The organism is Haloplanus aerogenes (assembly GCF_003856835.1).
GTDB classification, from domain to species: domain Archaea; phylum Halobacteriota; class Halobacteria; order Halobacteriales; family Haloferacaceae; genus Haloplanus; species Haloplanus aerogenes.
Window position 1 is genome coordinate 619,397 of sequence record NZ_CP034145.1, and the last position, 25,361, is coordinate 644,757.

At 68.6% G+C, this 25,361-nt stretch carries 28 protein-coding genes and 1 pseudogene; 15 read left to right on the forward strand and 14 right to left on the reverse strand.

What is annotated here, in order from left to right; all coding sequences use genetic code 11:
- The first annotated feature begins 152 nt into the window (after window positions 1-152).
- The 4 genes from DU502_RS03240 (at window position 153) to DU502_RS03255 (ending at window position 4,063) form a co-directional block, all read left to right on the forward strand.
- Entirely contained in the window at window positions 153-1,325 is a 1,173-nt protein-coding gene (locus DU502_RS03240; protein ID WP_121919806.1) for a helix-turn-helix transcriptional regulator, read from the forward strand.
- Window positions 1,326-1,370: 45 nt separating this feature from the next.
- Window positions 1,371-2,162: an electron transfer flavoprotein subunit beta/FixA family protein gene (locus tag DU502_RS03245; protein WP_121919805.1), complete on the forward strand. Its 792-nt coding sequence runs from the start codon at window positions 1,371-1,373 to the stop codon at window positions 2,160-2,162.
- Window positions 2,159-3,115 (forward strand): electron transfer flavoprotein subunit alpha/FixB family protein, encoded by a 957-nt coding sequence (locus DU502_RS03250; protein WP_121919804.1) that lies wholly within the window; start codon window positions 2,159-2,161, stop codon window positions 3,113-3,115. Before DU502_RS03245 ends, DU502_RS03250 begins: the two co-directional genes overlap by 4 nt.
- Before the next feature lie 105 nt (window positions 3,116-3,220).
- On the forward strand, window positions 3,221-4,063 hold the full coding sequence (locus DU502_RS03255) for a polyprenyl synthetase family protein (protein WP_121919803.1): 843 nt from the start codon (window positions 3,221-3,223) through the stop codon (window positions 4,061-4,063).
- A 15-nt stretch (window positions 4,064-4,078) separates the two neighbouring features.
- On the opposite strand, the gene DU502_RS03260 is transcribed toward DU502_RS03255, so the two are convergent.
- The 8 genes from DU502_RS03260 to DU502_RS03290 form a co-directional block, all read right to left on the reverse strand.
- The gene (locus tag DU502_RS03260) at window positions 4,079-5,200 is read right to left on the reverse strand and encodes a DUF373 family protein (RefSeq protein WP_121919802.1); all 1,122 of its coding nucleotides are present in this window, start codon (window positions 5,198-5,200) and stop codon (window positions 4,079-4,081) included.
- Between the two features lie 61 nt (window positions 5,201-5,261).
- A complete protein-coding gene (locus DU502_RS03265; protein WP_121919801.1) occupies window positions 5,262-7,169 on the reverse strand; it encodes a DUF2070 family protein in 1,908 nt (635 codons plus the stop codon).
- A 123-nt stretch (window positions 7,170-7,292) separates the two neighbouring features.
- Entirely contained in the window at window positions 7,293-7,841 is a 549-nt protein-coding gene (locus tag DU502_RS03270; protein ID WP_121919800.1) for a GMP synthase subunit A, read from the reverse strand.
- A gap of 46 nt (window positions 7,842-7,887) precedes the next feature.
- Complete coding sequence (locus DU502_RS18605) at window positions 7,888-8,556, reverse strand: DUF7097 family protein (protein WP_241966786.1); 669 nt, start codon at window positions 8,554-8,556, stop codon at window positions 7,888-7,890.
- Window positions 8,557-8,596: 40 nt separating this feature from the next.
- Window positions 8,597-9,751, reverse strand: a complete 1,155-nt coding sequence (locus tag DU502_RS03280; protein WP_121919799.1) for a multicopper oxidase domain-containing protein — start codon at window positions 9,749-9,751, stop codon at window positions 8,597-8,599.
- Window positions 9,752-9,912: 161 nt separating this feature from the next.
- Complete coding sequence (locus tag DU502_RS18110) at window positions 9,913-10,083, reverse strand: hypothetical protein (RefSeq protein ID WP_166033618.1); 171 nt, start codon at window positions 10,081-10,083, stop codon at window positions 9,913-9,915.
- The gene (locus DU502_RS03285; RefSeq protein WP_121919798.1) at window positions 10,084-10,293 is read right to left on the reverse strand and encodes a zinc ribbon domain-containing protein; all 210 of its coding nucleotides are present in this window, start codon (window positions 10,291-10,293) and stop codon (window positions 10,084-10,086) included.
- Window positions 10,294-10,377: 84 nt separating this feature from the next.
- On the reverse strand, window positions 10,378-11,334 hold the full coding sequence (locus DU502_RS03290) for a hypothetical protein (protein WP_158601146.1): 957 nt from the start codon (window positions 11,332-11,334) through the stop codon (window positions 10,378-10,380).
- Window positions 11,335-11,503: 169 nt separating this feature from the next.
- On the opposite strand from DU502_RS03290, the gene DU502_RS03300 reads away from it, so the two are divergent.
- From DU502_RS03300 to DU502_RS03310, 3 genes are read left to right on the forward strand one after another with little or no spacing between them, the layout of a single operon-like run.
- On the forward strand, window positions 11,504-12,229 hold the full coding sequence (locus DU502_RS03300) for a hypothetical protein (RefSeq protein ID WP_124897003.1): 726 nt from the start codon (window positions 11,504-11,506) through the stop codon (window positions 12,227-12,229).
- A gap of 30 nt (window positions 12,230-12,259) precedes the next feature.
- A complete protein-coding gene (locus DU502_RS03305) occupies window positions 12,260-12,604 on the forward strand; it encodes a DUF192 domain-containing protein (RefSeq protein WP_121919794.1) in 345 nt (114 codons plus the stop codon).
- 34 nt (window positions 12,605-12,638) lie between these two features.
- The gene (locus tag DU502_RS03310; RefSeq protein WP_121919793.1) at window positions 12,639-12,977 is read left to right on the forward strand and encodes a cupin domain-containing protein; all 339 of its coding nucleotides are present in this window, start codon (window positions 12,639-12,641) and stop codon (window positions 12,975-12,977) included.
- A gap of 72 nt (window positions 12,978-13,049) precedes the next feature.
- Here the strand turns inward: DU502_RS03310 and lysS are convergent, their stop codons facing one another.
- Window positions 13,050-14,657 carry a lysine--tRNA ligase gene (gene lysS, locus DU502_RS03315; protein ID WP_121920123.1) on the reverse strand — a complete coding sequence of 536 codons (1,608 nt, stop codon included), beginning with the start codon at window positions 14,655-14,657 and terminating at the stop codon, window positions 13,050-13,052.
- Window positions 14,654-15,358: a UMP kinase gene (gene pyrH, locus DU502_RS03320; RefSeq protein ID WP_121919792.1), complete on the reverse strand. Its 705-nt coding sequence runs from the start codon at window positions 15,356-15,358 to the stop codon at window positions 14,654-14,656. Before pyrH ends, lysS begins: the two co-directional genes overlap by 4 nt.
- 190 nt (window positions 15,359-15,548) lie before the next feature.
- Between pyrH and DU502_RS03325 the strand changes: the two genes are divergently transcribed.
- The 3 genes from DU502_RS03325 to DU502_RS03335 all read left to right on the forward strand — a co-directional run bounded on the left by DU502_RS03325 (window position 15,549) and on the right by DU502_RS03335 (window position 18,106).
- Window positions 15,549-16,328, forward strand: coding sequence for a molybdopterin synthase (locus tag DU502_RS03325; protein ID WP_121919791.1), 780 nt, complete (start codon window positions 15,549-15,551; stop codon window positions 16,326-16,328).
- Window positions 16,329-16,638: 310 nt separating this feature from the next.
- Window positions 16,639-16,893 (forward strand): DUF7123 family protein, encoded by a 255-nt coding sequence (locus DU502_RS03330; RefSeq protein ID WP_121919790.1) that lies wholly within the window; start codon window positions 16,639-16,641, stop codon window positions 16,891-16,893.
- An 85-nt stretch (window positions 16,894-16,978) separates the two neighbouring features.
- Window positions 16,979-18,106 carry a site-2 protease family protein gene (locus tag DU502_RS03335; RefSeq protein ID WP_121919789.1) on the forward strand — a complete coding sequence of 376 codons (1,128 nt, stop codon included), beginning with the start codon at window positions 16,979-16,981 and terminating at the stop codon, window positions 18,104-18,106.
- On the opposite strand, the gene thiL is transcribed toward DU502_RS03335, so the two are convergent.
- Window positions 18,103-18,972, reverse strand: coding sequence for a thiamine-phosphate kinase (thiL, locus tag DU502_RS03340; RefSeq protein WP_121919788.1), 870 nt, complete (start codon window positions 18,970-18,972; stop codon window positions 18,103-18,105). The genes DU502_RS03335 and thiL overlap by 4 nt on opposite strands.
- 87 nt (window positions 18,973-19,059) lie before the next feature.
- Between thiL and DU502_RS03345 the strand changes: the two genes are divergently transcribed.
- The 5 genes and pseudogenes from DU502_RS03345 to yqeC all read left to right on the forward strand — a co-directional run bounded on the left by DU502_RS03345 (window position 19,060) and on the right by yqeC (window position 22,404).
- Window positions 19,060-20,103: a lysylphosphatidylglycerol synthase transmembrane domain-containing protein gene (locus tag DU502_RS03345; protein WP_121919787.1), complete on the forward strand. Its 1,044-nt coding sequence runs from the start codon at window positions 19,060-19,062 to the stop codon at window positions 20,101-20,103.
- Between the two features lie 40 nt (window positions 20,104-20,143).
- Entirely contained in the window at window positions 20,144-20,599 is a 456-nt protein-coding gene (locus DU502_RS03350; protein WP_121919786.1) for a 30S ribosomal protein S19e, read from the forward strand.
- Window positions 20,600-20,656: 57 nt separating this feature from the next.
- Complete coding sequence (locus DU502_RS03355) at window positions 20,657-21,016, forward strand: DNA-binding protein (RefSeq protein ID WP_121919785.1); 360 nt, start codon at window positions 20,657-20,659, stop codon at window positions 21,014-21,016.
- Window positions 21,017-21,598: pseudogene (locus tag DU502_RS03360) on the forward strand (DUF7411 family protein); the annotation flags it as partial.
- Between the two features lie 83 nt (window positions 21,599-21,681).
- The gene (gene yqeC / locus DU502_RS03365; RefSeq protein ID WP_121919783.1) at window positions 21,682-22,404 is read left to right on the forward strand and encodes a selenium cofactor biosynthesis protein YqeC; all 723 of its coding nucleotides are present in this window, start codon (window positions 21,682-21,684) and stop codon (window positions 22,402-22,404) included.
- On the opposite strand, the gene mobA is transcribed toward yqeC, so the two are convergent.
- The 3 genes from mobA to hisS all read right to left on the reverse strand — a co-directional run bounded on the left by mobA (window position 22,401) and on the right by hisS (window position 25,264).
- On the reverse strand, window positions 22,401-23,015 hold the full coding sequence (mobA, locus tag DU502_RS03370; protein WP_121919782.1) for a molybdenum cofactor guanylyltransferase: 615 nt from the start codon (window positions 23,013-23,015) through the stop codon (window positions 22,401-22,403). The genes yqeC and mobA overlap by 4 nt on opposite strands.
- A gap of 68 nt (window positions 23,016-23,083) precedes the next feature.
- Entirely contained in the window at window positions 23,084-23,881 is a 798-nt protein-coding gene (gene truA / locus DU502_RS03375) for a tRNA pseudouridine(38-40) synthase TruA (protein ID WP_121919781.1), read from the reverse strand.
- Window positions 23,882-23,965: 84 nt separating this feature from the next.
- Window positions 23,966-25,264, reverse strand: a complete 1,299-nt coding sequence (gene hisS / locus DU502_RS03380) for a histidine--tRNA ligase (protein WP_121919780.1) — start codon at window positions 25,262-25,264, stop codon at window positions 23,966-23,968.
- Between the last annotated feature and the right edge of the window lie 97 nt (window positions 25,265-25,361).

Below are 25,361 nucleotides of genomic sequence, written 5' to 3' on the forward strand. Positions count from 1 at the left end.
TTCTCCACGCCGACGGCACGGCACCCCGGGACGTCGGCACACCGGCTCTTATAAACTCGTCCTCCGTCTCGCATCTGACGGCCGCTATCTCCGCGACAGGGCCTCTCTGACGATGGAAAGCGTTTTCCCGTCCCATCGAGACGCACGAAGTAATGCGGATTGCCGCGTTCCTCTTCGCCCTCCTCGTCCTCCTCTCCGGGACGACCTCCGCGGTGGCGGCCGCCGGCCACGGGTCCTCCATCGCTCCCTCGGCTTCGGACCCGGTGGCGGCCACCGAGCGCCCGGCACTCGTGGGTCCGCCCGTCGCCCGTATCGAGGAGCCAGCCGTCACGGAACTCTACATCGAACCCGATCCGCAGGGGAGCGCCCGGTGGACCGTCTCGGTTCGGTATAATCTCTCGTCGTCCGCCGACCGTGCCGCCTTCGTCGAGTACGGCCGTGACTTCGAATCCGGCGACACCGATGTCGGCCTCGATCTGGCCTTCTTCCGAACGCTCGCCGACGAGGCGAGCCGTGCGACGGGGCGGGAGATGGCGATCCGGAACCCGACTCGGAACGCCACGGTGCAGAACGGCACCGGCGTCCTCAACCTCTCGTTCACGTGGACGAACTTCGTGACCAACACCGAAGGGGGCTTCGTGATTCAGGAGGCGGTGTTGATGCCGGACAACCGCACCTGGTTGGCGTCTATCGGCCCATCACAGCGACTGGTCGTGGAGACGCCAGAGGGGTATCAGGTGACCGACACGCGATTCGGCCTCGACAACGGGTCGGTCGTCATTCAGGGGCCGCACACCTTCCGGGACCCGCTCACCATCTCCTACCAGCAGACGGCCGTCGAGGAACCGGAGCCGGACCCCGGACCACCGTGGTCGCTGATCGCCGGGGTACTCCTCGTGGCGCTCGCCATCGTCGCGGTCGTCGCGTACGTTCCCTGGCGTCGACCGACGACCTCTCCCTCGGAGTCCGGCCCGCCCGGGGACACGGCCACGTCGGACGAGGGAGGGGCCGAGGCTGATGGCCCGCCAGATGGGGCGGCCGAGTCGGCAACCGGTACGGATGCGGCCGAGAGCGACGAGACGGCCCCCGACGAAGCCGACGAGGCGGGCGGCATCGACCCGACCCTCCTGTCGGACGAGGAGCGGGTCGAACACCTCCTCGACCAGAACGGCGGCCGGATGAAGCAGGCCAAGATCGTTCAGGAGACCGGGTGGTCCGACGCCAAGGTGTCCCAGTTGCTGTCGACGATGGCCGACGAAGGGAGAGTAGAAAAACTCCGGCTCGGGCGCGAGAACCTCATCTCCCTGCCCGACGAGGAGCCCTGACTCGCTTCGGAAAACGTTTACTCCCGGCCGGGGGAACGTGAGGCCATGAAGATTCTCGTGACCGTCAAGGAGGTCGCCGCAGTCGCCGACGACTTCGAGATCGAGGGGCTCGAAATCCCCGAGACGTATCTCGAGTACGACCTCAACGAGTGGGACGACTACGCCATCGAGGCGGCGGTCCGCATCGCCGAGGACCGCGACGAGGAGGTAGAGGTCGTCGCCGTCACCCTCGGCCCCGAGCGAAGCGAGGAGACGATCCGCATGGCGCTGGCGAAAGGCGTCGACCGCGCGGTCCGCGTCTGGGACGACGCACTGGCCGAGGCGGACGTACTCGATCCGACCACGACCGCCCGAATCATCGCCGCCGTCGCGGAACGGGAGGACCCCGACCTCGTCCTCTCGGGCGTGCAGGCGGCCGACGACGGCTTCGGCGCGACCGGCGTCGCCCTCGCCGACCTGCTGGATATGGGATGGGCCGCGGTCGTGAACGACCTCGAACTCGGTGAGGGGGAAGCCTCGGTTCGGCGCGAACTCGAAGGCGGCGTCGAGGAACTCACGACGGTCGACCTGCCCGCCGTGCTGACGATTCAGACCGGCATCAACGAGCCCCGGTACGCCAGCCTGCGCGGTATCCGGCAGGCTCAGCGCAAGGAACTCGCCGTCCACTCGCTCGCCGATCTCGACCTCGATCCGGCGGTCGTCGACGACGCCCTGACGCTCACGAGGTTGGCGAAACCCGAGACCGAATCCGACGCCACCATCTTCGAGGGTGACCCCGGCGAGACGGCCGCGGAGTTAGAGACGGTCCTGCGGGACGCGGGGGTGGGTGCCGAATGAGCGACGTCCTCGCCGTCGCGGATCACCGCCGCGGCGAACTCCGGCCGGTGTCGTACGAACTCCTCACGGCGGGTCGAGAACTGGCCGACGCGCTCGACGGCGACCTGCACGCCGCCGTCGTCGGCGGCAACGTGGATCGGTTCGCGGACAAACTCGACTGCGAGGGCGTCGACGCCATCCACACCGTCGCAGAGGGGTCGGAGTTCAACCACGACGTGACCGTCGCCGCGGTGACGGCGCTGTTCGAGGCACTCGACCCCAGCGCGGTTGTGATGCCGAACAGCGTCAACGGGCTGGACTACGCCCCCGCGGTCGCGACGCGCCTGTCCCTCCCGCTGGTCACCGACGCCGTCGCCCTCGACTACGACGACGGCCTGACCGTGACCCGGGAGATGTACGGGTCGAAGGTCGAGACGGCGGTCGCGGTGGACGAGGGGCCGGTCGCGCTGACGGTCCGCGGCGGCGAGTGGCCGGCCGCTGAGGGCGTCGGTGAGGCCGCCATCGAAGCGTTCGAGGTCGATATCGACGAGTCGTCGATCCGCTCGACCGTCCGCGGGTTCGAGGAAGTCGGGGCCGGCGACGTGGACATCAGCGAGGCGGAGTTCATCGTCTCGGTCGGCCGGGGCATCGAGGAGGAGGAGAATCTCGAACTGGTCGAGGAGTTGGCCGATGCGCTGGACGCGACGCTCGCGGCGTCGCGACCTATCGTCGACAACGGCTGGCTGCCCAAGAACCGACAGGTCGGGCAGTCGGGGAAAGTCGTCACGCCGAAAGTGTACCTCGCGCTCGGCATCTCGGGGGCGGTCCAGCACGTCGCGGGCATGAAGGGCGCGGACACGATCATCGCGGTCAACACCGATCCGGACGCGCCCATCTTCGACATCGCGGACTACGGCATCGTCGACGACCTGTTCGAGGTCGTTCCCGAACTGATCGAGCGATTCGAATCGTAGCGGTCGAACGTCATCGCACACCCGGCCGCGGAACCGGGTGTGGGGACAGTTTCACACGCTACTATAGCGTCACGTACTTGCCCCGCCCGCCCTTTGCCCCGGTCGATGGAGTATCTGGATCGCCGCGTGGGGCTGGTGAACGACCGGCTGGAGTCGATCGTCGAGGCGGTCGAACCGCCGGAACTCGCGGCGGAGATGGATCACGTCGCGCTGTCGGGGGGCAAGCGGGTCCGCCCGGCGGTGACGGTACTCACGTGTGAGGCGGTCGGCGGGGCGCCGGACGACGCCGTGGATTTCGCAGTCGGGATCGAACTCGTCCACAACGCGTCGCTGGTGATCGACGACATCATCGACCGCTCCGCGGTCCGTCGCGGCACGCCGAGCGCGTGGGCCGAATTCGGCTACGGTCCGGCGATTCTTGCCAGCGACGGCCTCCTCGGCGAGGCCTTTGCCCTCTTTTCGGAGAACGAACGCGCGATGCGCATCGTCGCGGAGGCGATGGTGGAACTCGGCGAGGGCGAGGCGACGGAACTGGTCGCCCGCCCCGAGACGGAGGCGGAGTACATGGAACTCGCGCGCCGGAAGACGGGCGTGCTCTTCCGCGCGGCGGCGGAACTCGGCGCAGTGGCCGGCGGCGCCGACGCCTTCACCGTCGAGGCGCTGGGTGACTACGCCGAACGCGTCGGCGTCGCCTTCCAGATTCGCGACGACGTGTTGGACGCCACCGCCGACGCCGCGGACCTCGGCAAGCCGACGGGACAGGACGCGGAGATGGACCGCCCCTCGCTGGTGCAGGTGACGGATCTCTCGCCGGACGAGGCCAACGCCCGGGCTCAGCGCGCGTCGGACCGCGCGCTCGCGGCGCTCTCCACGGCGGAGACGAAGGACGTGGACGCCGTCGAGTATCTGCAGGACCTCGCGGAGTTCGTCGTGGTGCGGGAACGGTAGGCGGGACGTCGCCGTCTACACCTCTGTCGGATCGGCCCCCGACGGATACCGCGACTCCGCGATGGCGAAGGTGAGCGTGCTCAACACGCCGAGCAACGTCCCGACGGTGAGCGCTACCGCGAGGTCGGTGAGGGTGAGCGTCGTCACGCCCGGCACCGGCGGGAGCAGGAAGCCCGAGACGGCGTAGAGGACGATGGCGATGGCGACGACGTAGAAGGGCGCGTTCAGGTAGCGCCACCTGAACTCGTCGGACAGACACTCGTCGGTCACCTGCCCCAGACTGCTGGTGATGCCGGCGGCGGCGAACCAGCGGATAGCGCCGTTGACGAGCGCTGCCAGCACTGTCACGGCGGAGGGGTCACCGGGAATGCCGGCGTCGACGGTCCGGAGCGTCTCCACCCCCTCCGCGCCGCCGACGATCAGCAACGCCGCGGCGACGACGTACGTGATGATGGTCACCCGGCCGGCGTAGAGCAGGTTGCGCACCCGTTCGGCGGCCTCGTCGACCGCCGATTCGAGGCCGAGTCCCCGGAACAGCGTGTAGAGACCGAGGAGTGCGGAGATGAGGCCGAGGACGGCCGCGCCCGGCACGTCGAAGAACGTGGCGATGGTGACGAAGGGGTAGATGAGCAGGAGGATACCGAGCGGAACGAGCAAGGTCCCCCGCGTTTCCGGGTCCGCGAGCACCTGCTTCATCGTGTAGTACATCGACTCCAGGTTCTGTGCCTGCCGGACGACGACCCGGCGGACGCTGTCGACGGGCATCCGTGAGCGAATCACGGGGAGGACGGACTCGTCCTGCGCGCCGTCGGTGATGACGATGGCGCGCACGGATTCGCCGGTAGAGAGACCCGCCAGCACCGTATCCACCTCGTCGCCCACCTCCCGGGTTGCCCGCACCTCGCTTCCCTGTAACCCCGTGACTGCCGCCACCTCCACTTCCTCGTCCTCGGTGCGGCGGAGGTCGTCGCAGACGTGTATCCCTTGGAACATGACGTTCACGTCGGAGTCCTCGGGGTCCGCGGTGGCGAGGGCGACGGCGGCGTCCCTCACGGCGTCGCGGCCGACGACCGGCGTGGCGATGCCGGTCTTGCGGCCGAGGTCGTCGTCCAGGTCCACACAGAGCACCAGGAGCACGTTCGGGGGTAGGCTGTCCGGCTATTTCTGCTTTCGGGCAGTCGGATCGTTGACGTGTTCCTCACGTCAGGAAAAAGATGAGGACGCTGACCGCCATCGCGCCGAGGATGATGACGGCGGCGAGCGCTCCACCCATCGAGACGACGGCGTTCGCGTGGCTGGCGAGCGTCTCCGTGCGGTCGTTGCCGAACACCGTCACCCTCGCGCGTTCGGTCGCCAGCCCCGCCGAGACGGGTTCGAGGTCGTCAGCCGCGGCGTCGACCAGTCGCTCGACCGTCGCGACGAACTCGTCGTGGTCGATGGCCGCGCCCACTTGGTTGTCCGCCTCGACGGTGTTGACGATGTGCGTGTCGGTCGTCATCACCTCGGCCACGTCGATGGGGCCACGGGCCGTCACGGCGTCGACGACTCGACCCCGTAGACCGGGCACCATGTTGTTCCCGTCGACGAGGACGTACGCCGTGTGCTGGCCGTCGACTTCGACGACAGCGACGCGGATGCCGAGCGGGCCGATGCCGTCGAGCGCGTCCCACTCGGTCCGCTCCCACGCGACGCCGAGCTGGAGCGGGCCGGTCGGCGCCTCGCGCAACCGCTGTCCCGCCCGCTTCGCGGCGGTGATCATGTCGAACGCGCGCTGGCTACCGGGCGTGACGTGACCCAGATCCTCGCCCTCCAGCCCGTTGTTGGAGTTGTGGGCGTCGACGAGGAGGACGTCGTCGAGGCCGACCGTCCGGGCTTCCGCGGCCGCCGAGAGGCCGACGCCGTACTCCACGTCGTCCGCGAAGCCGGGCGCGTAGGTGGCGACGAGGAGCGCGTCGTCACCGAACCCCTGTCCGAGCATCGACGCCTCGCCCGCCCGCGTGCGAACGCTCCGGGTCGCCTCGTCGGCGTACGTGAGTTTCGCCTGCGCGGCGTCGATGGCGTCCAGGATGGAGTCGACTTCGCGCTCGGTGACGAGGTTGAAGTCGTGGCCGGCGGTGGCGTGCGGTGGAAAGACGAGGCCGTCGGTGTGTTCCGCGACGCGGACGGGGAAGTTGCCGCCGCCGATTTCGCCCATCGGACCGGGGTGGATCATCGGCAGGACGAACCGTGCCTTCTGCGTGCCGTCGGGGCGCTGGAAGGCGAGGACCGTCACCGGGACGACGGCCTCCTCGCCCAGTTTCTCGAAGAAGTCCTCCAACTCCCGTGATCCTTCGGCGACGTGGCCGATGAACCCACGGATGAAGTCGAGGACGGAGACGCCGAGACTGCGCTGCCACGGGCGGTCGATAACGCGGATGAACGCGTAGACGGCGGCGGCGTAGACGACGCAGGTGACGGCGAGCAGTTGGAAGTGGTTGGCGTCGATGATCCAGAGTTCCGGCGGCGCTTCCGACGCCCGCGAGAGGTAGGGCATCAGGTAGGCGTCGACGAGCGGGCCGCCGAGTTCGAGGTAGCGGACGGTCCCGCTGTAGATGAAGAGGAAGATGGCCGAAACAAGGGTCTGGAGGCTGGCGGGCACCGCGGCGATGAGAAGCGAGGACTGCGACACCGCCATGACGACCAGCAGGCGGAAGGCGAAGATGGAGGCGAGCGCGATCACTAGCGCGTCGTAGACGAACGTCTGACCGAGGGGGGTGAGCAGGGCGATGATGCCCGCCCCGATGACGATGGCGACGAGGATGAGTTCACAGAGCAGCGCCAACAGCGAGGAGCGGTTGGGTGTGAGTTTCCCGCCGACGAAGTGGTCGACGCCGGTCGTTCCGACCGACGCGATGACGGTCGGCAGGCCGATGAAGAAGATACCTTGCCACGCGTCCCGCCCGAGAATGAGCAGATTACGCCACGTCGGGTCGGTGCTGCCGGAGTCGAAGGCGGCGATGCCGGCCATGGCTGCGATGGCGAGCGCGAACCCGAGGCTGGCGTACCAGCTCGGGGCGGTGAAGATGTACCGCGACAGCCCGGCCAGATCCGACTGGGTCGCCGTCATTCAATCGCTCCGACGCGTCGGGGCGTCGTAAATCCCTCCCTTCAGAGTGATCGTCGTCTCCCTCCACTGGTGGATCGCCGGACCGTCACGGCGCCCACCGGCGACGACGGACGACTGCCCCCGTCACCGACAGCAGTCGATGAAGTTCGCGAACAGTTCGTCACCCTCCGCGGTGTGGGCGACTTCGGGGTGCCACTGGACACCGTAGAGGTCGCGGTCCGTATCGCTCATCGCCTCGATGTCACACACGTCGCTCGTCGCGGTGTGGGTAAAGCCCGTGGGGAGTTCGGTCACCTCGTCGGCGTGACTCGCCCACACGCGCGTCTCGGGGGCGAGCGATCCCACGACGGGGTCGTCCTCGTCGATGATGCGCACCGTCACGTCGGCGTAGCCGCCGTAGTCGCCGGCGCTCACCGCGCCGTCGAGTTGGGTCGCCATGATCTGCATGCCGAGACAGATGCCGAGGACGGGCACGTCCATCTCCAGATACTCCGCACAGCGGCCGATCCGATCCATGTCGGGCCCCCCCGAGAGCACGAGGCCGTCCACGTCCAGTTCCTCCGGCGGCGTCGTGTTGTCGACGATGTCGGTGTCCACGCCCGCGTCCCGGAGCGCCCGGTGTTCCAAGTGCGTGAACTGCCCGTGGTTGTCGACGACGACGATCCGAGTCATTACGGCGTCGTAGTCCGGTAGCGCGTAAAAACGGATCGAATGCGAGTCAGCGGTCGTCGCGGCCGTCCCGCTCCGCCGCCGTCCGGAACCCGAACTCCGCCTGTTCCTTGCTCCGCCGCTCCTCCCGTGCCGCCAGCGCCTCCGCGTCGGGGTTCACGTCGTCGTCGATGCGCGCCCACCCCGCGTGGACCTTCGCGTGACACCAGCGACAGAGCGAGACGGTGATCTCGTGGGCGGGGTCGCCGTCGCCTCCCTCCCCACCGCAACCGTATGACAGGTGATGTTCTTCCAGCAACGGCCGCGCGTCCTCGTGAGCCATCCGGACCTCCGCCAGTCCACAGCGCCGACACTCGCGCCCGTCGGTCGTCGAGCGGTAGTGCGGGCAGTCGCACCAGTCGGCGTCGCCGGCGACGACGCAGTCGTAGCCGTCGGCGCGACGCGCGGCCGCGAATTCGGGGTCGTCGCCGGCCGACGGCCGGCTGTCGTCGGCCTCCGGCCGACTGCCCGAGGGACTGTGTCCCTCGCTGCTCGGGGGACGTCGTCCCCCGCTGTCGCCGGCTTCGCCGGCTTCCAGAGGGATCTCCGATCCCTCGCTGTCGCCGGCGCGTTCGAGCGCGAACCGACACCGACCGTCGGAGGTGAGGTGGTCACAGCGGTCGGCGTGGTCGTAGGGATCGTCCACCCCCACCGGCGTTCCCGTGGGCGTCCGCTCCATGCTGGGGCGGTCGGCTTCCACGGGCATGAATGTCCTGTCTTTACGGCTCGTACCCCGCGTACTCCATCAACTGCCCGAAGATGTCGGTGTCCATCACCGACTCGTAGACGATGGCACCGACCATCCCGCCGGGGTAGGAGTTGCCGTTCATCGCGTGGCTCACCTTGTGACAGTGCATGAGGTAGATGCCGGGGTCGGCGTCCGCCTCGAACTCAATGGTCTTGCGCTCCGCTGGCGCCAGATCGAGGATGTCCTCCTCGTACTGGGCGGCCTCGGGAATCTTCGATCCGTCCTTCTCGACCACCCGGAACCGGTGATTGTGGGTGTGGATCGGGTGGTTCATGTAGCCGTTGTTGGCGAAGTGGATGCGGACGGTATCGCCCTGCGAGACGAGCACTGGCGACCCGTCCTCGGGATGCAGGGTCCGCGGCGCCGCCCGACCGTTGATGGTGAACACGTCGGGCTGGCGGTTACGGGGGCTGTAGCTCACCGACTCGCCCGCCATCTGCCGGTTGAGCCGGGAGTCCCAGTCCTTGACGGTCATGAACAGTTCCTGATCGGCCGGCTCGTACCCCTTCGGATCGACCCGGAAGATGCCGTACATCCCCATGTCGATGTGGCGGTGGGTCTGGTAGTGACAGTGATAGAGGTGGGTGCCGGGCACGTTCGCGGGAATCTCGTAGGTGTGTTTCTCGCCGGGCATCACGGTGATGCCCGTCGTCGTCGGGACGCCGTCGTTCTCCCACGTCTTGCGGACGCCGTGGAAGTGGACGGTGTGGGGCATGTCGGCGTCGGTGTTGTCGAGGGTCACCTCGATATCCTCGCCTTCCGTCGTCCGGATGATGGGACCGGGTACGCTGGGGGCGCGGTCGTCGGCCTGCCACGCCCAGACCCGCGGCAACTCGACGGGCCCGCCCATCGAGTCGCCGGGGTGGACGGGGAGCGTCGAGGTGACTGCACGGAGCGTCACCTGGTTGCCTTGGTCGGTCACGTCGACCACCTGCGGCTTGGCCGCCTGCGGGAGCGATGCCGCCGATCCCGACTGCTGGGCCGCCGTCGCCGCCGCCGCACGCGAGGGGTCCGTGTTGGTCGGGGCGGCACAGCCCGCGAGGCCGAGCATACCCGCCGTACCGGTCGCCTTCATGAACTGCCGCCGCGAGAGATTCGTTCCGGGTGCGCCAACTTGGTTCGTCATAACGAGTAGGCGTCTGGGGGGGATAGACAAGCCACGCTCGACGGTTCTCGGGGGTCGGCAACGACGCAGCGAATCCCCGAACCGGTTCGGGTGGTATAAATACTCTCTGCGGCCGACGCGACGAACTGTCGAATATGTTCGGGTAAGATACGTCCCGGCCGTCAGCGGCGGTCGCGGTCGTCGGTGTCACGCCGCGCGGCGCGTTCGGCCGCGTCCCGATCCATCACCTCGCGGTTCTCGTGTTCGGCGCGGACCAGCCAGTAGAGCAGGAGAGGACCGCCGACGCCGAGGAGGAGGAAGACCAGAACGAGGACTCCACCGCCGCCCGCCATCTACCCGAGGAAGACGTCGACGATGTCGCTCCCCGACGATCCCACGTCACGGTAGAGTTCCGAGTAGCCGCAGTTGGTACACGACACCACGCGGAAGGAGTTGGTCTGGATGTCGAACATCTTGCTGAGGCCGCCGCCGGTGGTGGAGATCGTCCCCACGTCGGTCTCGGTGTGGCCGCATTTGGGGCAGCCGCGGTCGTCTGACTCCATAGCCGACCGATCGACTGGCACCACCCAAAAGCCACCGGTAGCTCAAATCCGCGTTTGTGAGACGTGCTCACACGGGGCAGGCCGCTACGAGTTGCTGTCGTAGATGACCTCGGCTTCGGCGGCGCGACTCGACGCCAGATCCATCAGGTCGTCGGCGATGTCCTCGAAGGCCTCGGCGCGGTCCGGGAGATCCGACAGCCGGTCGTCGAGGCGGTCCTCCACGTCGGAGAGGAGTTCGTACGCCCGGTCGGCCGTGTCGGCGGCCTCGTCGTACCGGCCCTCGCCCTCTTCCTCGCGGGCCTCCTCGATCAGCGAGACGCCGTCGTGGATATCCGTGGCGTCGGTCCCGAGGTTCTCCAGCGTGCTCGCCTCGTCGGTCAGCTGCGTCACCTTCGCCTCGTACTCGTCGGCGTCGATGGCGTCGGTCACCGACGCGCTCTCGACGTCCATCTCCTCTTCGATCGTGGCCGTCGGCTCGTTCACCTCCTCGCTGGCCGTCTCGACCCGTTCGATGTCGTCCGCGGCGTCGTCGAGTTCGCGCTCGTCGAGGTGGGTGTACACCTCCCTGAGAGCGCCGTGGCCGTCGACGAGCCACGACTGGGCGTCCGTCGCCAGCGTGAGGAACTGCTGCATCGTATCGAGCGACGCGATGGCCGCTCGCTGGTCCTCGGTCGTCGCCTCGGCTTCGGCCGCGTGGATGGCACGCTGAACGCGGTCGAGTCGGAGGAGCACGTCACGCGCTCGGAACTCCTCGGTCTCGGCGGTCACCGACAGGAGGTCGTCGGTGACGCCGCCAGTGTAGACGTAGATCGCCTCGGTGAGGCGATCCTGTGCGTCGTCGATGTGCTGAGCCGCCTCCGGCGACGCCTCGGGTTCGGGCGTGGCGGTCGGTTCCGGCGTCTCGGTCGGAGTCGGTTCGGGCGTGGCGGTCGCGGTCGGTTCCGGTGTCTCGGTCGCCGTGGGGGTCGGCTGGCTTCGCTGGCCGCCGAAGCAACCGGCAACGAGGGGGGTCAGGGCAGCGAGGAACGCGCGTCGATCCATACGCCACGCCTACACGCCGATCGGGTAAAACGTATCGATACTGTCAGACGTGCGTTAGACGCCAACACGACGAAAATAGATGTTTCAGACAGTCTGTGCGACGCGCGTCAGACATATATCAGATTTCGATGAAAACATATAGGTCGTCGTCGCTGCACAGGTGGACACGATGACCCTCCTTGCGTCCGACGCCGCTCGCTCGCGGGCGGCCGCGCTCGTGGTCGCGCTGTTCGCCGTCACTGCCACGTGGAACGTATCGCTCAACACCGTCCTCGCCCGCTCCGGGGTGGCCGAGGCCGTCCGGGTCACGTACGACCTGACGCTCCCGCTCTCGATGACCGAAGCGGGGGCCGTCCTCGCCGTGTCGACCGTCGCCGTCGTCGTGGTCCTCGCTGCACTGGCGCGCACGTTCGCGCCCGAAGTCGATGCCCTCGGCGGCAGCGAGACGCCCGCCGAGACCGCCGCCGCCTTCGCGCGGGCCGTCGTCGTCGCCGTCGGCGGCCTCCTCGCCGCCGCGATCGGCCTCGCCGTCTTCGTCGTCCCCGGCCTCGTCGTTCTCGTCCACCTGCCGCTGGTGTTCGTCGCCGTCGCGGCCGACGGCGAGTCCATCGGCCGGGCGGTCGACCGAACGTGGACGCGAGCCCGCGGCTCTCGCGCCCGCGTCGCGGCCGTCGGCCTCGCCGTCGTCGCCGTCCCCCTCGCCACCGCCGTGGTCGCCACGCTCACGGCCCTGCTCCTGCCGGTCGTCGAACTCGCTCTCGGCACCGCCGTGACCACCGTCGCGGCCGCGGCCGGCGTCGCCGCGTTCACCGCCATCGCCGACTCGATCAACGGGACCGGAACCGACCGGTCGCGGACCGACCGGGTCGCGCCGACCACCTCCCGTCAACTCTAACGTTTTCCCGCCCGCGTCCCACATGTCGGTATGACACGCATCGTCCACGACGGCGACCACGTCCTCGCGACCGACGCGACCGTCGCCGACTCCTTTCTCGCCAAGGCACGGGGCCTCATGTTTCGCCGTTCCTTTCCGGACGGCTCGGCCCTCGTCTTTCCCTTCGGCGGCGCCGCATCCCGGACGCTCCACATGGTCGGCGTGCCCTTCGATATCGACGCCATCTGGCTCCGTGAGGGGCGCGTCGAACGCGTCGCGCGCCTGTCGGCGTGGACCGGCCTCGGCCGCGCGACGGCCGACACGGTGATCGAACTCCCCGCCGGCGCCGCCAATGGGGTCGACGAGGGGGACGTGGTTCGGGTGGACGAGGCGTGAGGAGATTTATCATCTCCCGCTCTCCCCTACCTGTATGGACATCCGTTCGAACGACGAGGTGGAGATAATCGAAGCGGTGCCGGACGTACACCTCTCGCAACTGGCTTCGGGCGAGAAGATGAGCGTGCAAGGCTACACCATCGACGCCGGGGCGTCGGTGCCCGAGCATAGCCACCCACACGAACAGGCGGGCTACGCGTGGCGCGGCGAGGCCGTCTTCATCATCGACGGCGAGGAACACGTCGTCTCCGCGGGCGACTCCTACGTCATCCCCGGCGGCGACCCCCACCGGGTCGAGAACCGCGGCGACGAACCCTTCGAGGGCGTCGACATCTTCAGCCCGCCGCGGACCGACCCGGACTGGAAGGACTGATACGCCCGCTCGAAACGAGGGCGGGACGACCGACCGGGAGGCGCCGACAGCCCTCCCGGGTTTCGACCGCGCCTACCCCTCTCGCCGCAGCCGTTTCACCACGAACGACTCGTCGAGTTCGCCGAGGAACTCGCCCAGCCGCGGCCCCTCGGTGTCGTCGAAAAAGAGGCGGTAGCCGGCGGCGAAGAAGTCACCCACCTCGATCCCGTGTTCGCGGGGAATCTCGTACATCTGCCCCTGAATCGCCTCGCCGTCGTGGCCCTCGGCGACGAAGTCGGCGAGGTCGGAAAGCGCCGCGGCCACGTCGGCGTCGAAATCCGTCTCGGGGAGGTCGGCCTGCAGGCGGTAGTTGTAGGCGTTGTCCATGCGCTCCGCCCAGGTGCGCGCGCGTTCGACCCGTTCCAGCGCCGCCTCGACCGCCCACGCCGGCGTGTCGTCGTCGATGAAGTCCTGATTGTGCGCCATCCGCACCCGCAGGTCCCGGTCGTCGGTCATCCCCAACACCGCCGCGAAGGTGTACGGCAGGCGCACCCGTTCCTCGCGCACCTCGTCGACGAGGAAGGGATACGCGCGGTCCGCGAGGGGTTGCAGATCCTCGTCGTCCTCCTCGCCGAAGTAGACGCGTTCGAATCGGTCGAACTCGTCGACGAGGAGGTCGATGCGCTCCATATCGAAGTCCTTCGCGCGCTTCGGGTTGCGGACGAAGAAGTAGCGCAGGACTTCGGGTTCCAGCAGGGCAAGCACCTCGTCGACGGTGACGACGTTGCCGGCGGAGGAGGAGAGGGGTTCGCCGTTGAGTGTGAACCACTCGTAGGTCATCGGCACCGGGGGTTCGATGTCGAGGACGCGCCGGGCGATTTCCTCGCCGCTCGGCCACGACCCCTCCGCGTGGTCCTTGCCGAAGGGTTCGAAGTCGACGCCGAGCACCTTCCACTGGGCCGGCCACTCGAAGCGCCACGGGAGTTTGCCCTCCCGGAGCGTGGCCGTCCCTTCGTGGCCACAGCCCTCGATGTGGTCGCCGCCGGCCTCGAGGCCGGAACACCGGTAGTCGACCGTGCCCGCCTCCAGATCCACGTCGCGCACGTCCTGGGTCAGCTTCCCGCACTCGGAACACTGGGGCATGAAGGGGACGTAGTCGGCGTCGACGCCGTCCTGATACTCCGCGAGAACCTCGCGGGCGAGATCACGTTTCTCCAGGACTTCGCGCGTGACGGCCTCGAACTCGCCGGAGGCGTAGAGGTCGGTGTTGGAGACCATCTCCACCTCGACGCCGACGGCCTCGGCGCTCCGCGCGAGGAGGTCGGTGAAGTGTGCGCCGTAGGAGTCGCTCTCGCCGAAGGGGTCGGGGATGTCCGTGTAGGGCGTGCCGAGGTTGCGACCCAGTGCCCCGGCGTCCACCTCGCCGAGACCGACGAGGTTCCAGTCCGAGTCCGCGAGCGTCCGGGGGACGCTCCGCAGGGCGTCGCGGTCGTCGCTCGTGAACACCTGGCGGACCTCGTGGCCGCGTTCGCGGAGCGTCGCGGCGACGAAGTAGCCACGCATGATCTCGTTGAAGTGGCCGAGATGGGGGACGCCGGAGGGGGAGACGCCGCCCTTGATCACGATGGGGTCGTCGGGGTTGCGCGCCTCGATTTCGTCCGCGATGTCGTCGGCCCAGAAGGCGTTGTGTCCGTCGCTCATGGCCACGCGGACTCACAGCCGTCGGGCACCACGTCGGTGCCGGAGTGGTCGCCGTCGAGGACGGCGCTGGCGATGCGCTCGGGGTCGGTCCCGTCGAGGACGATGGTTCGCATCTTCGAGCGCTCGATGAGTTTCGCCGCCAGCAGATCGACGGGGGCGGAGGCACCGGCGCCGCGACTCATCGGCGCCACGAGGTCGACGAGTTCCGTCCCTGTGAGCCGGCCGTACTGCTCGGCGTCGGGGTCGCTGTCAGGGTCGGCGCTGAACACGCCGTCGACGCTCGTCGCGTAGACGAGGAGGTCGGCGTCGACGTACTCCGCCAGCGCCGCGGCGACGGCGTCGGTGGTCTGGCCGGGCATGACGCCACCCATGACGGGCACGTCGCCGCGGCGGAGCGCCTCGCCCGCTTCCTCGTACTCGTGGGCGGGTGAGGGGGCGGCGCGGTCGTCGAGCGCCGCGATCAGCAGGCGCGCGTTGATCCGCGTCACGTCGATGCCGATCTGATCCAACTGTACCTCGTTGGCGCCGAGCTGGCGCGCCGTTCCGATGTAGTCGCGGGCGGTGCCGCCGCCCCCGACCACCGCGCCGACCTCGCAGCCCTCGTCGAGAAGGCGTTCGACCGCCGCCGCGTGGCCTGCGACGCGGTCGGCGTCGAGGTCGGGCGCGAGGACGCTCCCGCCGATAGAGATCACGACTCGCATTGCCGAGGCGTAGCCACGAGGCGGGCTTAAGGGTTGTCAAGCGAATATCGTGCGTCATACTGTCGGCTGTAAGTCAATCAAGATATTCGCCATTTACGTTGCGAACAGCTTGAAACAGTTACAGCCGGCAGTATCACTCGTTCTCGCCCCGTCGAGACACAGTTAAGGGTCCGCGTCCGCTTTTCCGGGTATGAAGACGCTCAACCTCGTCGGCCCGGACGCCGTGGATCTGGCCGACCGACTCGTCCCCCGACTCGACGGCCGGGTCGCTACCGTGGAGACCCTCCCGGAGACGGCCGCCCGCGACACCGACGCCGGCGCCGCCTACGGCCTCTCGGCCGACGGATCGTGGATCGGCGCGGGCGACGGACAGACCCTCCCCGCCCTGCTCGACTCGCTCGTCCCCGACTACGACCACGCCCTCACCGTCGGCTTCGAGGACGCTCGCCTCCCGACTGTCGTCATCGGCGACGCCGACCCCGTCGGCGACGTGGTCGCGACGCTCCCGAACGCTGAGGCCGACCTCGACCCGATTCTCGACGCCGTGGCCGACTTCGAACCCCGCGTCACGCTCGAGTCGCTCGTCGAACGCGCGAAGGCGTCTCCGCTCGCGGAACGCTCCGGCGCCATCGCGACGTTCACCGGGCGCGTCCGGGTGAAAGACTCCGACGACGACACCCCGACCACCCAACTGGAGTTCGAGAAGTACGAGGGCGTCGCCGCCGACCGGATGCGCACCATCCGCGCCGAACTGGAGGAACGGGAGGGCGTGTTCGAGGTGCTGATGCACCACCGCACCGGCGTCATCCGCGAAGGCGAGGATATCGTGTTCGTCGTCGTCCTCGCCGGCCACCGCGAGGAAGCCTTCTGCACCGTCGAGGACGGCATCAACCGCCTCAAAGACGAGGTGCCCATCTTCAAGAAGGAGTCGACGACCGAGGAAGAGTTCTGGATCCACGAACGGACCTGACGACGATCCTCGGCCGATAGCGCCTACCCCCGGCCCGTCGCGCGCCCCGTATTCTCCGGTTCTGTGGACGACGAAATGCGCCCGATTCACCGGATTCACCCCCGAAATCCCGGTTTTCGACCCGAATTTAATTCTTGAAAAAGAAAAAGAAACAAATTCTCAAAACGGTCTGTGAAATGTCTAAGCAGTTCGTGAAACGTCTTGAAGATTTCACGAAACCGGGTAAATCGATAAAACTGCCCGAACTGCTCCGAACGTTCCTCCCTTTATAACATCCTCCGGGCTATACGATGGATCGAGGCGACAACAAATGAGCGCAACCGCAGATCCCTCCACCGAGACCGACGACAGTGCGTCCAAAGAGGAGCGTCTGAAGGAGTACCTGCTCTCGAAGGCGCAAGACGGTGAACTCTACTTCAAGAGCAAGTTCATCGCGGACGAGGTCGGCCTCTCGCCCAAAGAGATCGGTGCCCTGATGGTCAAGCTCCGCGACTCCGCGACCGAGCTCTCCGTCGAGAAGTGGTCGTACACGAGTGCGACCACGTGGCGCATCGAACCCGCATAACCCGGTCGCCGCTGGTCCCCGCCGCGCGCGTACCGTAACAAACGCTTCACGGGTTTTATACTGCTGAGCGACGTACCGAATACTGATGGACGGAGCCGATGGACCGCCGTCTGGCGCCCTCGATGCGGTGTTTTACGTCCGTGAGACCGAACGCGACGGCGACCGGTTTCGGTACTACGGCGAGCCGCTCGTCCCGCGCAGTGCGCTGGCCGACGAACTCCGGGAGCCGTTTCGCCGCGCCGGCTACCGTCTCGACCTCGAAGCGGGACGGGAGCCCTACGAGACGGCCGTGGTCGCGACCCCCGCCGACGGGCGGATCGACGGGATTCCGTGGACGAATCTCGCGCTCTTCGTCGCAACGATCCTCTCCACGCTGCTCGTTGGCGCCGTGGCGTGGTATTACATTCCGCCGGGCGACCTCGCGTCGAACCCCTTCCTCGCCCTGCGAGCGTGGCCTTTCACCGCCGCCGTTCTCGGCGTCCTCACGGCGCACGAACTCGGCCACTACCTCGCCGGCCGCTACCACGGCGTCGACGTCTCCCTCCCCTACCTCATCCCCTTCGTCGTCCCCTTCGGAACGCTCGGGGCGATCATCCGCATGCGCGGCAAGATGCCCGACCGCAAGACGCTGTTCGACATCGGCGTCGCCGGCCCGCTGTCGGGCCTCGTCGCCACCGTCGTCGTGACCGCTATCGGCCTCTCGCTCGACCCCATGACGATCCCTGCGCGCGTCGTCAACTCCCCCGGGCAGATCATCATCTTCAACAACCCGCCGTTGCTCGACCTCATCGCGACGGCGCTCGGGCAACCCACGAGCTACGCCGACCCCACGAAGACCGTCCACCCCGTCATCATCGGCGGGTGGGTGGGGATGTTCTTCACCGTCCTCAACCTGCTCCCGGTCGGTCAACTCGACGGCGGGCACATGGTGCGAGCGATGCTCGGCCGCCGACAGGAAACTGTCGCGTCGCTCGTCCCTCTCGCGCTGTTCGCCCTCGCGGCCTACCTCTACTACGTGCGAAACCTCGCGTTCAACGAGTCGGTCGGGCTGTGGGCCGTCTGGGGACTGTTCGCCACCATCATCGCGTACAACGGCCCGGCCAACCCCGCCGACGAGACGCCGCTCGGCTGGAAACGCCAGCTCGTCGGCCTCGTCACCTTCGCCCTCGGCGCGCTCTGTTTCCTGCTCGTGCCCATCCAGCTGTTAGGTTAGTGGGTGTAGCCACGGTCGGGAAGGGGCTCGCCGTCCGCGAGTACCTCGCTGTCCGTCACCGTTCCGAGTCTGGTGAGCGACACGCCCACCGCGTCGCGCACTCCGTCGACGGCCGCCGGCGACGCCGTGAACACGAGTTCGAAGTCCTCGCCGAAGTACGTCGAGAGTTCGCGTCGCTCCGCCTCGTTGGCGGCGACGGCGTCGACGCTCGGATCGACCGGGAGGCGGTCCCACTCGACGTGGAAGCCGCAGTCGCTCGCCGCCGCGAGCTGGTGAAGCGAGCGTGCGAGGCCGTCCGAGGAGTCCATCATCGCGGTGGCGACGGACGCGAGTTGTCGGCCCGCCGCGACCCGCGGCTCGAACTGAAAGAGCTCGTTCCCCCGGCCGACGTTCCCGCGGTCGAACTCGCGGACGGCCGCACCCGTCCGTCCGAGCGTCCCGGTGACGTAGATGGCCTCGCCAGGTGACGCGCCCGAGCGGTAGACGGGGTCCTCGGCCTTCCCGACGACGGTGCCGGCGACCGTGAACTCGTCGTGGTTGTCGAGATCGCCACCGACGTATTCGGCACCCGTCAGGGCGCACACGTCGCTCGCGCCGTCGACGAACGCCCGGATTTCGTCGGGGTCGAACGTCGGCGCGCCGTAGGCGGCGACCGCCGCCGTGGCCGCCCCACCCATCGCCGCCACGTCCGAGAGCGACGCGCCGATGGTTCGCCACCCCGCGGTGTACCGGGTCGTTCCCGGCGGGAAGTCCGTCCGTTCGTGGAGCATGTCGGTCGTCACCACCAGCCCGTCGATCACCGCCGCGTCGTCGCCCGCCGGACCGAGTTCGTCGGCGAGCATCCCCAGCGCGCTCCGTTCGTCCATGGACGGCGTTCGCGGGGACAGGGTAAAAAGGCCCGACGAGTCACGTGAGTCGGAGGCTTAATCCGTCGGCTTCCCCTCCGCAGACACATGGCAGGCGGACGGATTCGAGCGACGATACTCGGGTTCGCTGCCGCGCTCGTCGTCTTCGCCGTCCTCTTCTCGCTCGCGGGCGTCGACGACCTCGTCTCGCAACTCACGAACGCCGACCTCCGCCTCGTCGCGCTGGTCTTTCTCGTGACGCTCGGCTGGCTGGCGGCGTGGGGCTTCTCGTTGCGGACCGTCCTCGACGTCCTCGGCGTCTCGCTCTCGGTCCCGCAGGCCTTCCTCGTGTTCACCGGTGCGATGTTCGCGAACAACGTCACGCCGTTCGGGCAGGCCGGCGGCGAACCCATCACCGCCCTCCTCATCTCGCGCGTGGCGGACACGGAGTACGAGAAGGGCCTCGCCGCCATCGCCAGCGTCGACACGCTCAACTTCGTCCCCTCCATCACCATCGCCGTCATCGGCGTCGGCTACTACGTCACCGAGGTCACGCTGGGCACGAACCGCCGACTCGAACTCGCGCTGGTCGCGGTCGCGATTCTCGCCGTCGGCGTCCCCACGCTCGTCTATCTCGGCTGGCAGCGCCGCTACCGGCTCGAATCGAAGGTCGTGGGCGTCGTGACGCCTCTCATCCGCCGGGTCGCGACGCACCTTCCCCGCGTTCCCGTTCCGACGGCCGGTGGCATCGAACGCCGGATCAACGGCTTCTTCCGCGCCATCGAGCGAGTGGCGACCAACCCCCGCGGCCTCGCGCTCGCGCTCGGGCTGTCAGCTATCGGCTGGTTCTGCCAGATGCTGGGCCTCTGGCTCGCCTTTCGCGCCATCGGGACGCCGATTCCGCTCTCCGTCGCACTCTTCGTCGTCCCCATCGGCGCCATCGCGGGCGTGACGCCGCTCCCCGGCGGCGCCGGCGGCATCGAGAGCGTCCTCGTCGTCCTCCTCGTCGCTGCGCCGCTCCCGTCAGTCACCGAACCCATCGCCCTCGCCGCAGTCGTCGTGTTCCGGGGCGCGGTCTACTGGACGCCGACGGTGCTCGGCGGCCTCGTGACCGGCGTCGTCGGCCTCCGGTCGCGCCGCTCACGCACCTAATACGATGGGTTTAAACGCCGTCCGCGGGAACCCTGCGCCAATGGTAACCCTCTACGACGTGCCGGCGGACGCGCTCATCGAGGAGCTCGCGACCCGGCTCGAGGACCGCATCGACGCGCCCGACTGGGCCAACTACACCAAGACCGGTGTCAGCAAGGAACTCCCGCCCCAGCAGGACGACTTCTGGTCGGTTCGCGCCGCCAGCCTCCTGCGGAAAGTCGCCGTCGACGGCCCCGTCGGCGTCGACCGCCTCTCGACGGCCTACGGCGACCGCAATCAGGGTTCGACCCGCTACCGTGTCGCCGCCCCGCACGCCGACGCCGGCAGCAAGAAGATCATCCGCACGATCCTCCAGCAACTGGCGGACGAGGACCTCGTCTCCACCGCGCAGGGCGAGGGCCGCGTCGTCACGCCAGACGGCCAGAGCCTCCTCGACGAGGTGGCCGCCGACGTGCTCGACGACCTCGACCGCCCCGAACTCGAGAAGTACGCCTAACGGTCGACCGCCACGACCTCCGAAATCGTTTTCACCGTTTCGACGGAATTCATACCCATGAGTGGAAACCCCGACGACGACCGACTCGAAGAGCTCCGCCAGGAGAAGATGCAGGAACTGAAAGAGCAGGCTCAACAGGGCGGTGCCGGCGGTGAGCGCGGCGAGGCCCAGCAGGCCGCTCGCGAACAGGCCGAAGCCCAGAAACAGGCGCTCCTGAAACAGCACCTCACCGACGGCGCACGCCAGCGCCTCAACGCCGTCCAGATGTCGAAACCCGAAGTGGCCGAACAGGTCGAACAGCAGGTCGTCGCGCTCGCCCGCAGCGGCCGCATTCAGGACCGCATCGACGAGGAGCAGATGCGGAAACTGCTCAAGGAACTCACCCCGGACAAGAGCTTCGACATCCGTCGGCGCTGAATGGACGTCGCCCTCCTCTACAGCGGCGGCAAGGACTCCACGCTCGCGGCGCTTCTCCTCGACCGATTCTACGACGTGACCCTCGTCACCGGTACCTTCGGGGTCACGGACGACTGGCGGCACGCCGAACGGGCCGCAGAGCGCCTCGACTATCCCTTTTCACACCTCGAACTCGACCCCGCCGTCGCCGCCGACGCCGTCGACCGCATGCTCGACGACGGCTACCCCCGCAACGGCATCCAGATGGTCCACGAACACGCGCTCGAACGCGCCGCCGAACTCGACGCTACCGCCGTCGCCGACGGCACCCGCCGCGACGACCGGGCGCCGACGATTCCCCGCTCGACCGCCCAGAGCCTCGAAGACCGCCACGGTGTCGACTACCTCGCCCCCCTCGCCGGCTTCGGCCGTGGAGCCGTCGACCGCCTCGTCGAGGCCACCCTCGACGTGGAGACGGGGCCGAGCGAGGCCATCCCGCGGGCCGATTACGAGGCCGAGTTGCGGGCGCTTCTGGTCGAACGTGGTGAGGTGGTCGAGCGCGTGTTCCCGCCCCACGACCAGACGCACGTCCGCGGAATCCGTCGTCCGTCGGACGACGCCGACTCCCGTGATCCGTCGGATCACGCCCCCGACACGCCGAAGTAACTGGACGCGAAAGCGGCGCTATGGATCTCATCGAGGCGCTGTCGGCCGACGTGCCCCTCGTCTGCGTCGTCGGCGCCGGCGGCAAGAAGACGACGTTGTACGCACTCGCCAACCAGCTCGACCGCGCGGTCGTCACCGCGACCGTCCGCATCCCCATCTTCGACGAGCAGGTCGCGGCCGTCCGCGTCACCCGCGACCCCGTCGGCGCGCTCCGCGACAACGACGACTGGCCGCTCGGACTCGTCCCCGAACAGGAACGCGACGACCGCTACCTCGGCTACGACCGCGAGACGGTCACCGCCATCCGCGCGACGCCCGGCCACGGCCCGGTGCTGGTCAAGGCCGACGGTGCGCGCACCCGCCTCCTGAAGGCGCCAGACGAGCGCGAACCGCAGATTCCCGCCACCGCCGACACCGTGATCCCCATCGCCAGCGCCCGCGTCGTCGGCGAACCGCTCGACGACGATCACGTCCACCGACCCGAGCGCGTCGCGGAATTGACGGGGCTGGACCTCGGTGACCCAATTCGCCCCGAAGACGTGGCCACCGTCCTCGCCAGCCGTCAGGGCGGCCGCAAGCGCGTCCCCCCGAGCGCGACGGTCGTGCCGCTGATCAACATGGTCGACGACGACGAGTTGGCGGAGACGGGGCGACGGATTGCCGCGGCCATCCACGACCGCGCCGACGTGCCGCGAGTGGTCCTCGCACGAATGATCGAGCCGACGGTCGTCGACGTGATCTAACGCAGTCGCTCCGCCGCGTCCGCGAAATCCGTCTTCGTGTTGCAGTTCTCGAACGTGTCTGGGTGGCCGTGTTCGCGCACCTCCGCGGCGTCGACGACGACGAAATCGAGATCGAACAGCGGTGCGACGATGCGCTCTTTCCCCGCGTCCAGCGCCGCCTCGCAGGCGTCGGCCATCGCTGCCGCCCGGTAGACGGCGTGGGTGGTTTCGAACCACTGGTCCGGGCGAGGCACGGCGGCCTCGTGGCCCTCGGCACGCTCGAACAGGTAATCCACGAAGTCGGCGTCGACGAAGGGCATGTCGCAGGCGACGACGAAGGCGTACTCCCCCGCCACCGCTCGGAGCCCCGTCGCCATCCCCGCCATCGGCCCCTCGTCGGGGTAGTCGTCCTCCGCGAACGTGACGGGGACGGCCACGCCGTCGAGGGCGTCCTCGATGGCCGCTCGTTGGGCGGCGCGACAGTTGATCACGACGGCGTCGACGACGGGTGCGACCCGGTCGACCACCCGCCGGATCATCGGCGTCCCCGCGAGGTCGGCCACGGCCTTGTCTTCGTCGCCGAATCGCGTCGACCGCCCCCCGGCGAGCACGACGGCAGTGCGCTCGGACATGGCGACGGCTACACGCCCCCTCCATTTTACGTCGTCGGGTCGTGCTCTGTGCGACCGCACCGCTTCGGTCACTCGACGCCGCGCCACAGGTCGTCGACGACCCGCGCAGCCGTCTGTGCCTCCACGCGCCGCTCGCCGAACGCCTCGCGGGCGCTCGCGACGGCGTCGGGGTCGGGATCGAACGTGAGGTCGGGATACGTCACCGCGGCGAGGACGAGCGGTGTCGCCGGTGCCGTCGGGACGCCCTCGCCGCCGTCGAGCGGATCGGGGCCGAGGACGCGCTCGACCCGGTCGAGGTCGCTCGCGCCGCTCCCCACGGCCTGTACCAGCGCGACGATGCGGCGGACCATGTGCCGGACGAACCCGTCGGCCGCGAACGTGAGCACGAGAAAGTCGCCGTCGCGGACGTACTGGGTTTCGAGCTCCCGGACCGTCCCCTCCGTGTCCGTGGTGAGGTTGTGGAAGTCGTGTTCGCCCGCCAGCGCTTCGAGTGCCTCGCGGACGCGCTCGTCGTCGCAGTCCGGGGCGTAGCAGTGATAGCGATAGATCCGCCGGGTCGCGTCGAGGGTGGCGTGGAAGTCGTCGGGCACGTCGGCGCTGGCCCACGCCCGGATGGACCCGGGGAGGTCCCCGTTCAGCGCGGCGGGCGTGAGCCACTCCGGCGCCTCGAAGGCGACAGTCTGGGCCAGCGCCGAGACGCCCGCGTCGGTTCGCCCGGCGGCCGCGTAGCCCGACGGCTTGGCCCCGTCGAGGACGCCGAGATCACGGAGCGCGTCGAACAGAACGTCTTCGACGGTCGGCACGTCGGGCTGGCGCTGGAAGCCCGAGTAGGGGCGGCCGTCGTACGCGAGGCGGAAGGCGCGCATCACGCGACGATGGGGCCGCCCGGAAAATAAAGGCGGTCAGATCAGGCCGGGACGGCCGCGTCGTCGACGTCCGTCACACCGTTATCAGGCGAAGTCGCCGTAGGTCGGGCGCTCCCGGTCGCCCGGGAAGTCGTCGACGGGCGCGGTAGTCTGGTCGCCGCTTTCCATCGCCTTGATCGTCACCTCGCCGTTCTCCAGGTCACGCTCGCCGACGATGACGACCGTCTCGGCGTTGACGCCGTCGGCGTAGGACATCTGTGCGCCGAAGCTCCGCCCCGCGAGGTCCGTCTCGACGACGTGGCCCCGGTCGCGCAGGTCGCGCGCCACCCGCGCCGCCGTGGCACGCGTGTCGCCCACCGAGAGGACGTAGTAGTCCGTCGAGAGCGCCTCCTCGGGCCAGACGCCCGCCCGCTGGAGGAGCAAGGAGAGCGTGGCGTGGCCGGGGGCGACGCCGACGGCGGGGGTGGGCTGGCCGCCGTAGCTCTCGATCAGGTCGTCGTACCGCCCGCCGCCGAAGACGGCGCGGGACACCTCGCCCTGCGTGTCGAAACACTCGAAGACGGTGCCCGTGTAGTAGTCGAGTCCGCGGGCCGTCTCCAGCGAAACGGTGCAGTAGTCGCGGACGCCGAAGTCGTCGGCGGCGTCGAGGACGTTCTGGAGGTTGGTCACCGCCGTCGCTACCTCGTCGGTGCCCGCGAAATCCGTCAGTTCGCTCAAGTCATCGGTTGTCAGCAGGTTATCGAACTGCTCGGCCTGATCGTAGGCGAGGCCAGCCTCGTGGAGCAGGTCGTAATACTGGGCGGGGTCGATCTTCTCGGACTTGTCGACGGCACGGATCGCGTCTCGAACACTCACGTCCGTGTCGAACGCCCGCAGGAGGCCGCCGAGGATGTCGCGGTGGGAGACGCGGAACTCGAAGTCCGAGCCCTCCAGCCCGAGTGCCGTCAGCGCGTCCGCCGCGTAGGCCAGAATCTCGGCGTCAGCCTCGGGTTCCGCGGACCCGAACACGTCGACGTTGGTCTGGTAGAACTCGCGGAAGCGCCCCTGCTGGACCTGCTCGTACCGCCAGAACGGCCGGGTCGACATCCACTTGATCGGCTTCTGGAGTTCCTGCCCCTTCGCGACGACCATCCGCGCCACCGTCGGCGTCAGTTCCGGCGTCATGGCGACGTGGCGGCCGCCCTTGTCCTCGAAGGCGTACAGTTCCTCGACGATCTCCTCGCCGCTCTTGTCCGTGTAGAGGTCGACGGCCTCCAGCGCCGGCGTTCCGATCTCTCGGAAGCCGTACTGCCGGGCCGTCTCCTCCAGTACGTCGGCCACGGCCCGCCGAGCGGCCATCTCCTCGGGGTAGAAGTCGCGGAACCCCTTGAGTCGGTCGTACATACCGCGTCGTCGGCGCCGGCCGCGCTTGAAACCTGCCCTTTCAGTATCGCTACCGGAAGCCCTTGCTCCCACACGGAGATTGAGACACTTCCCCGGT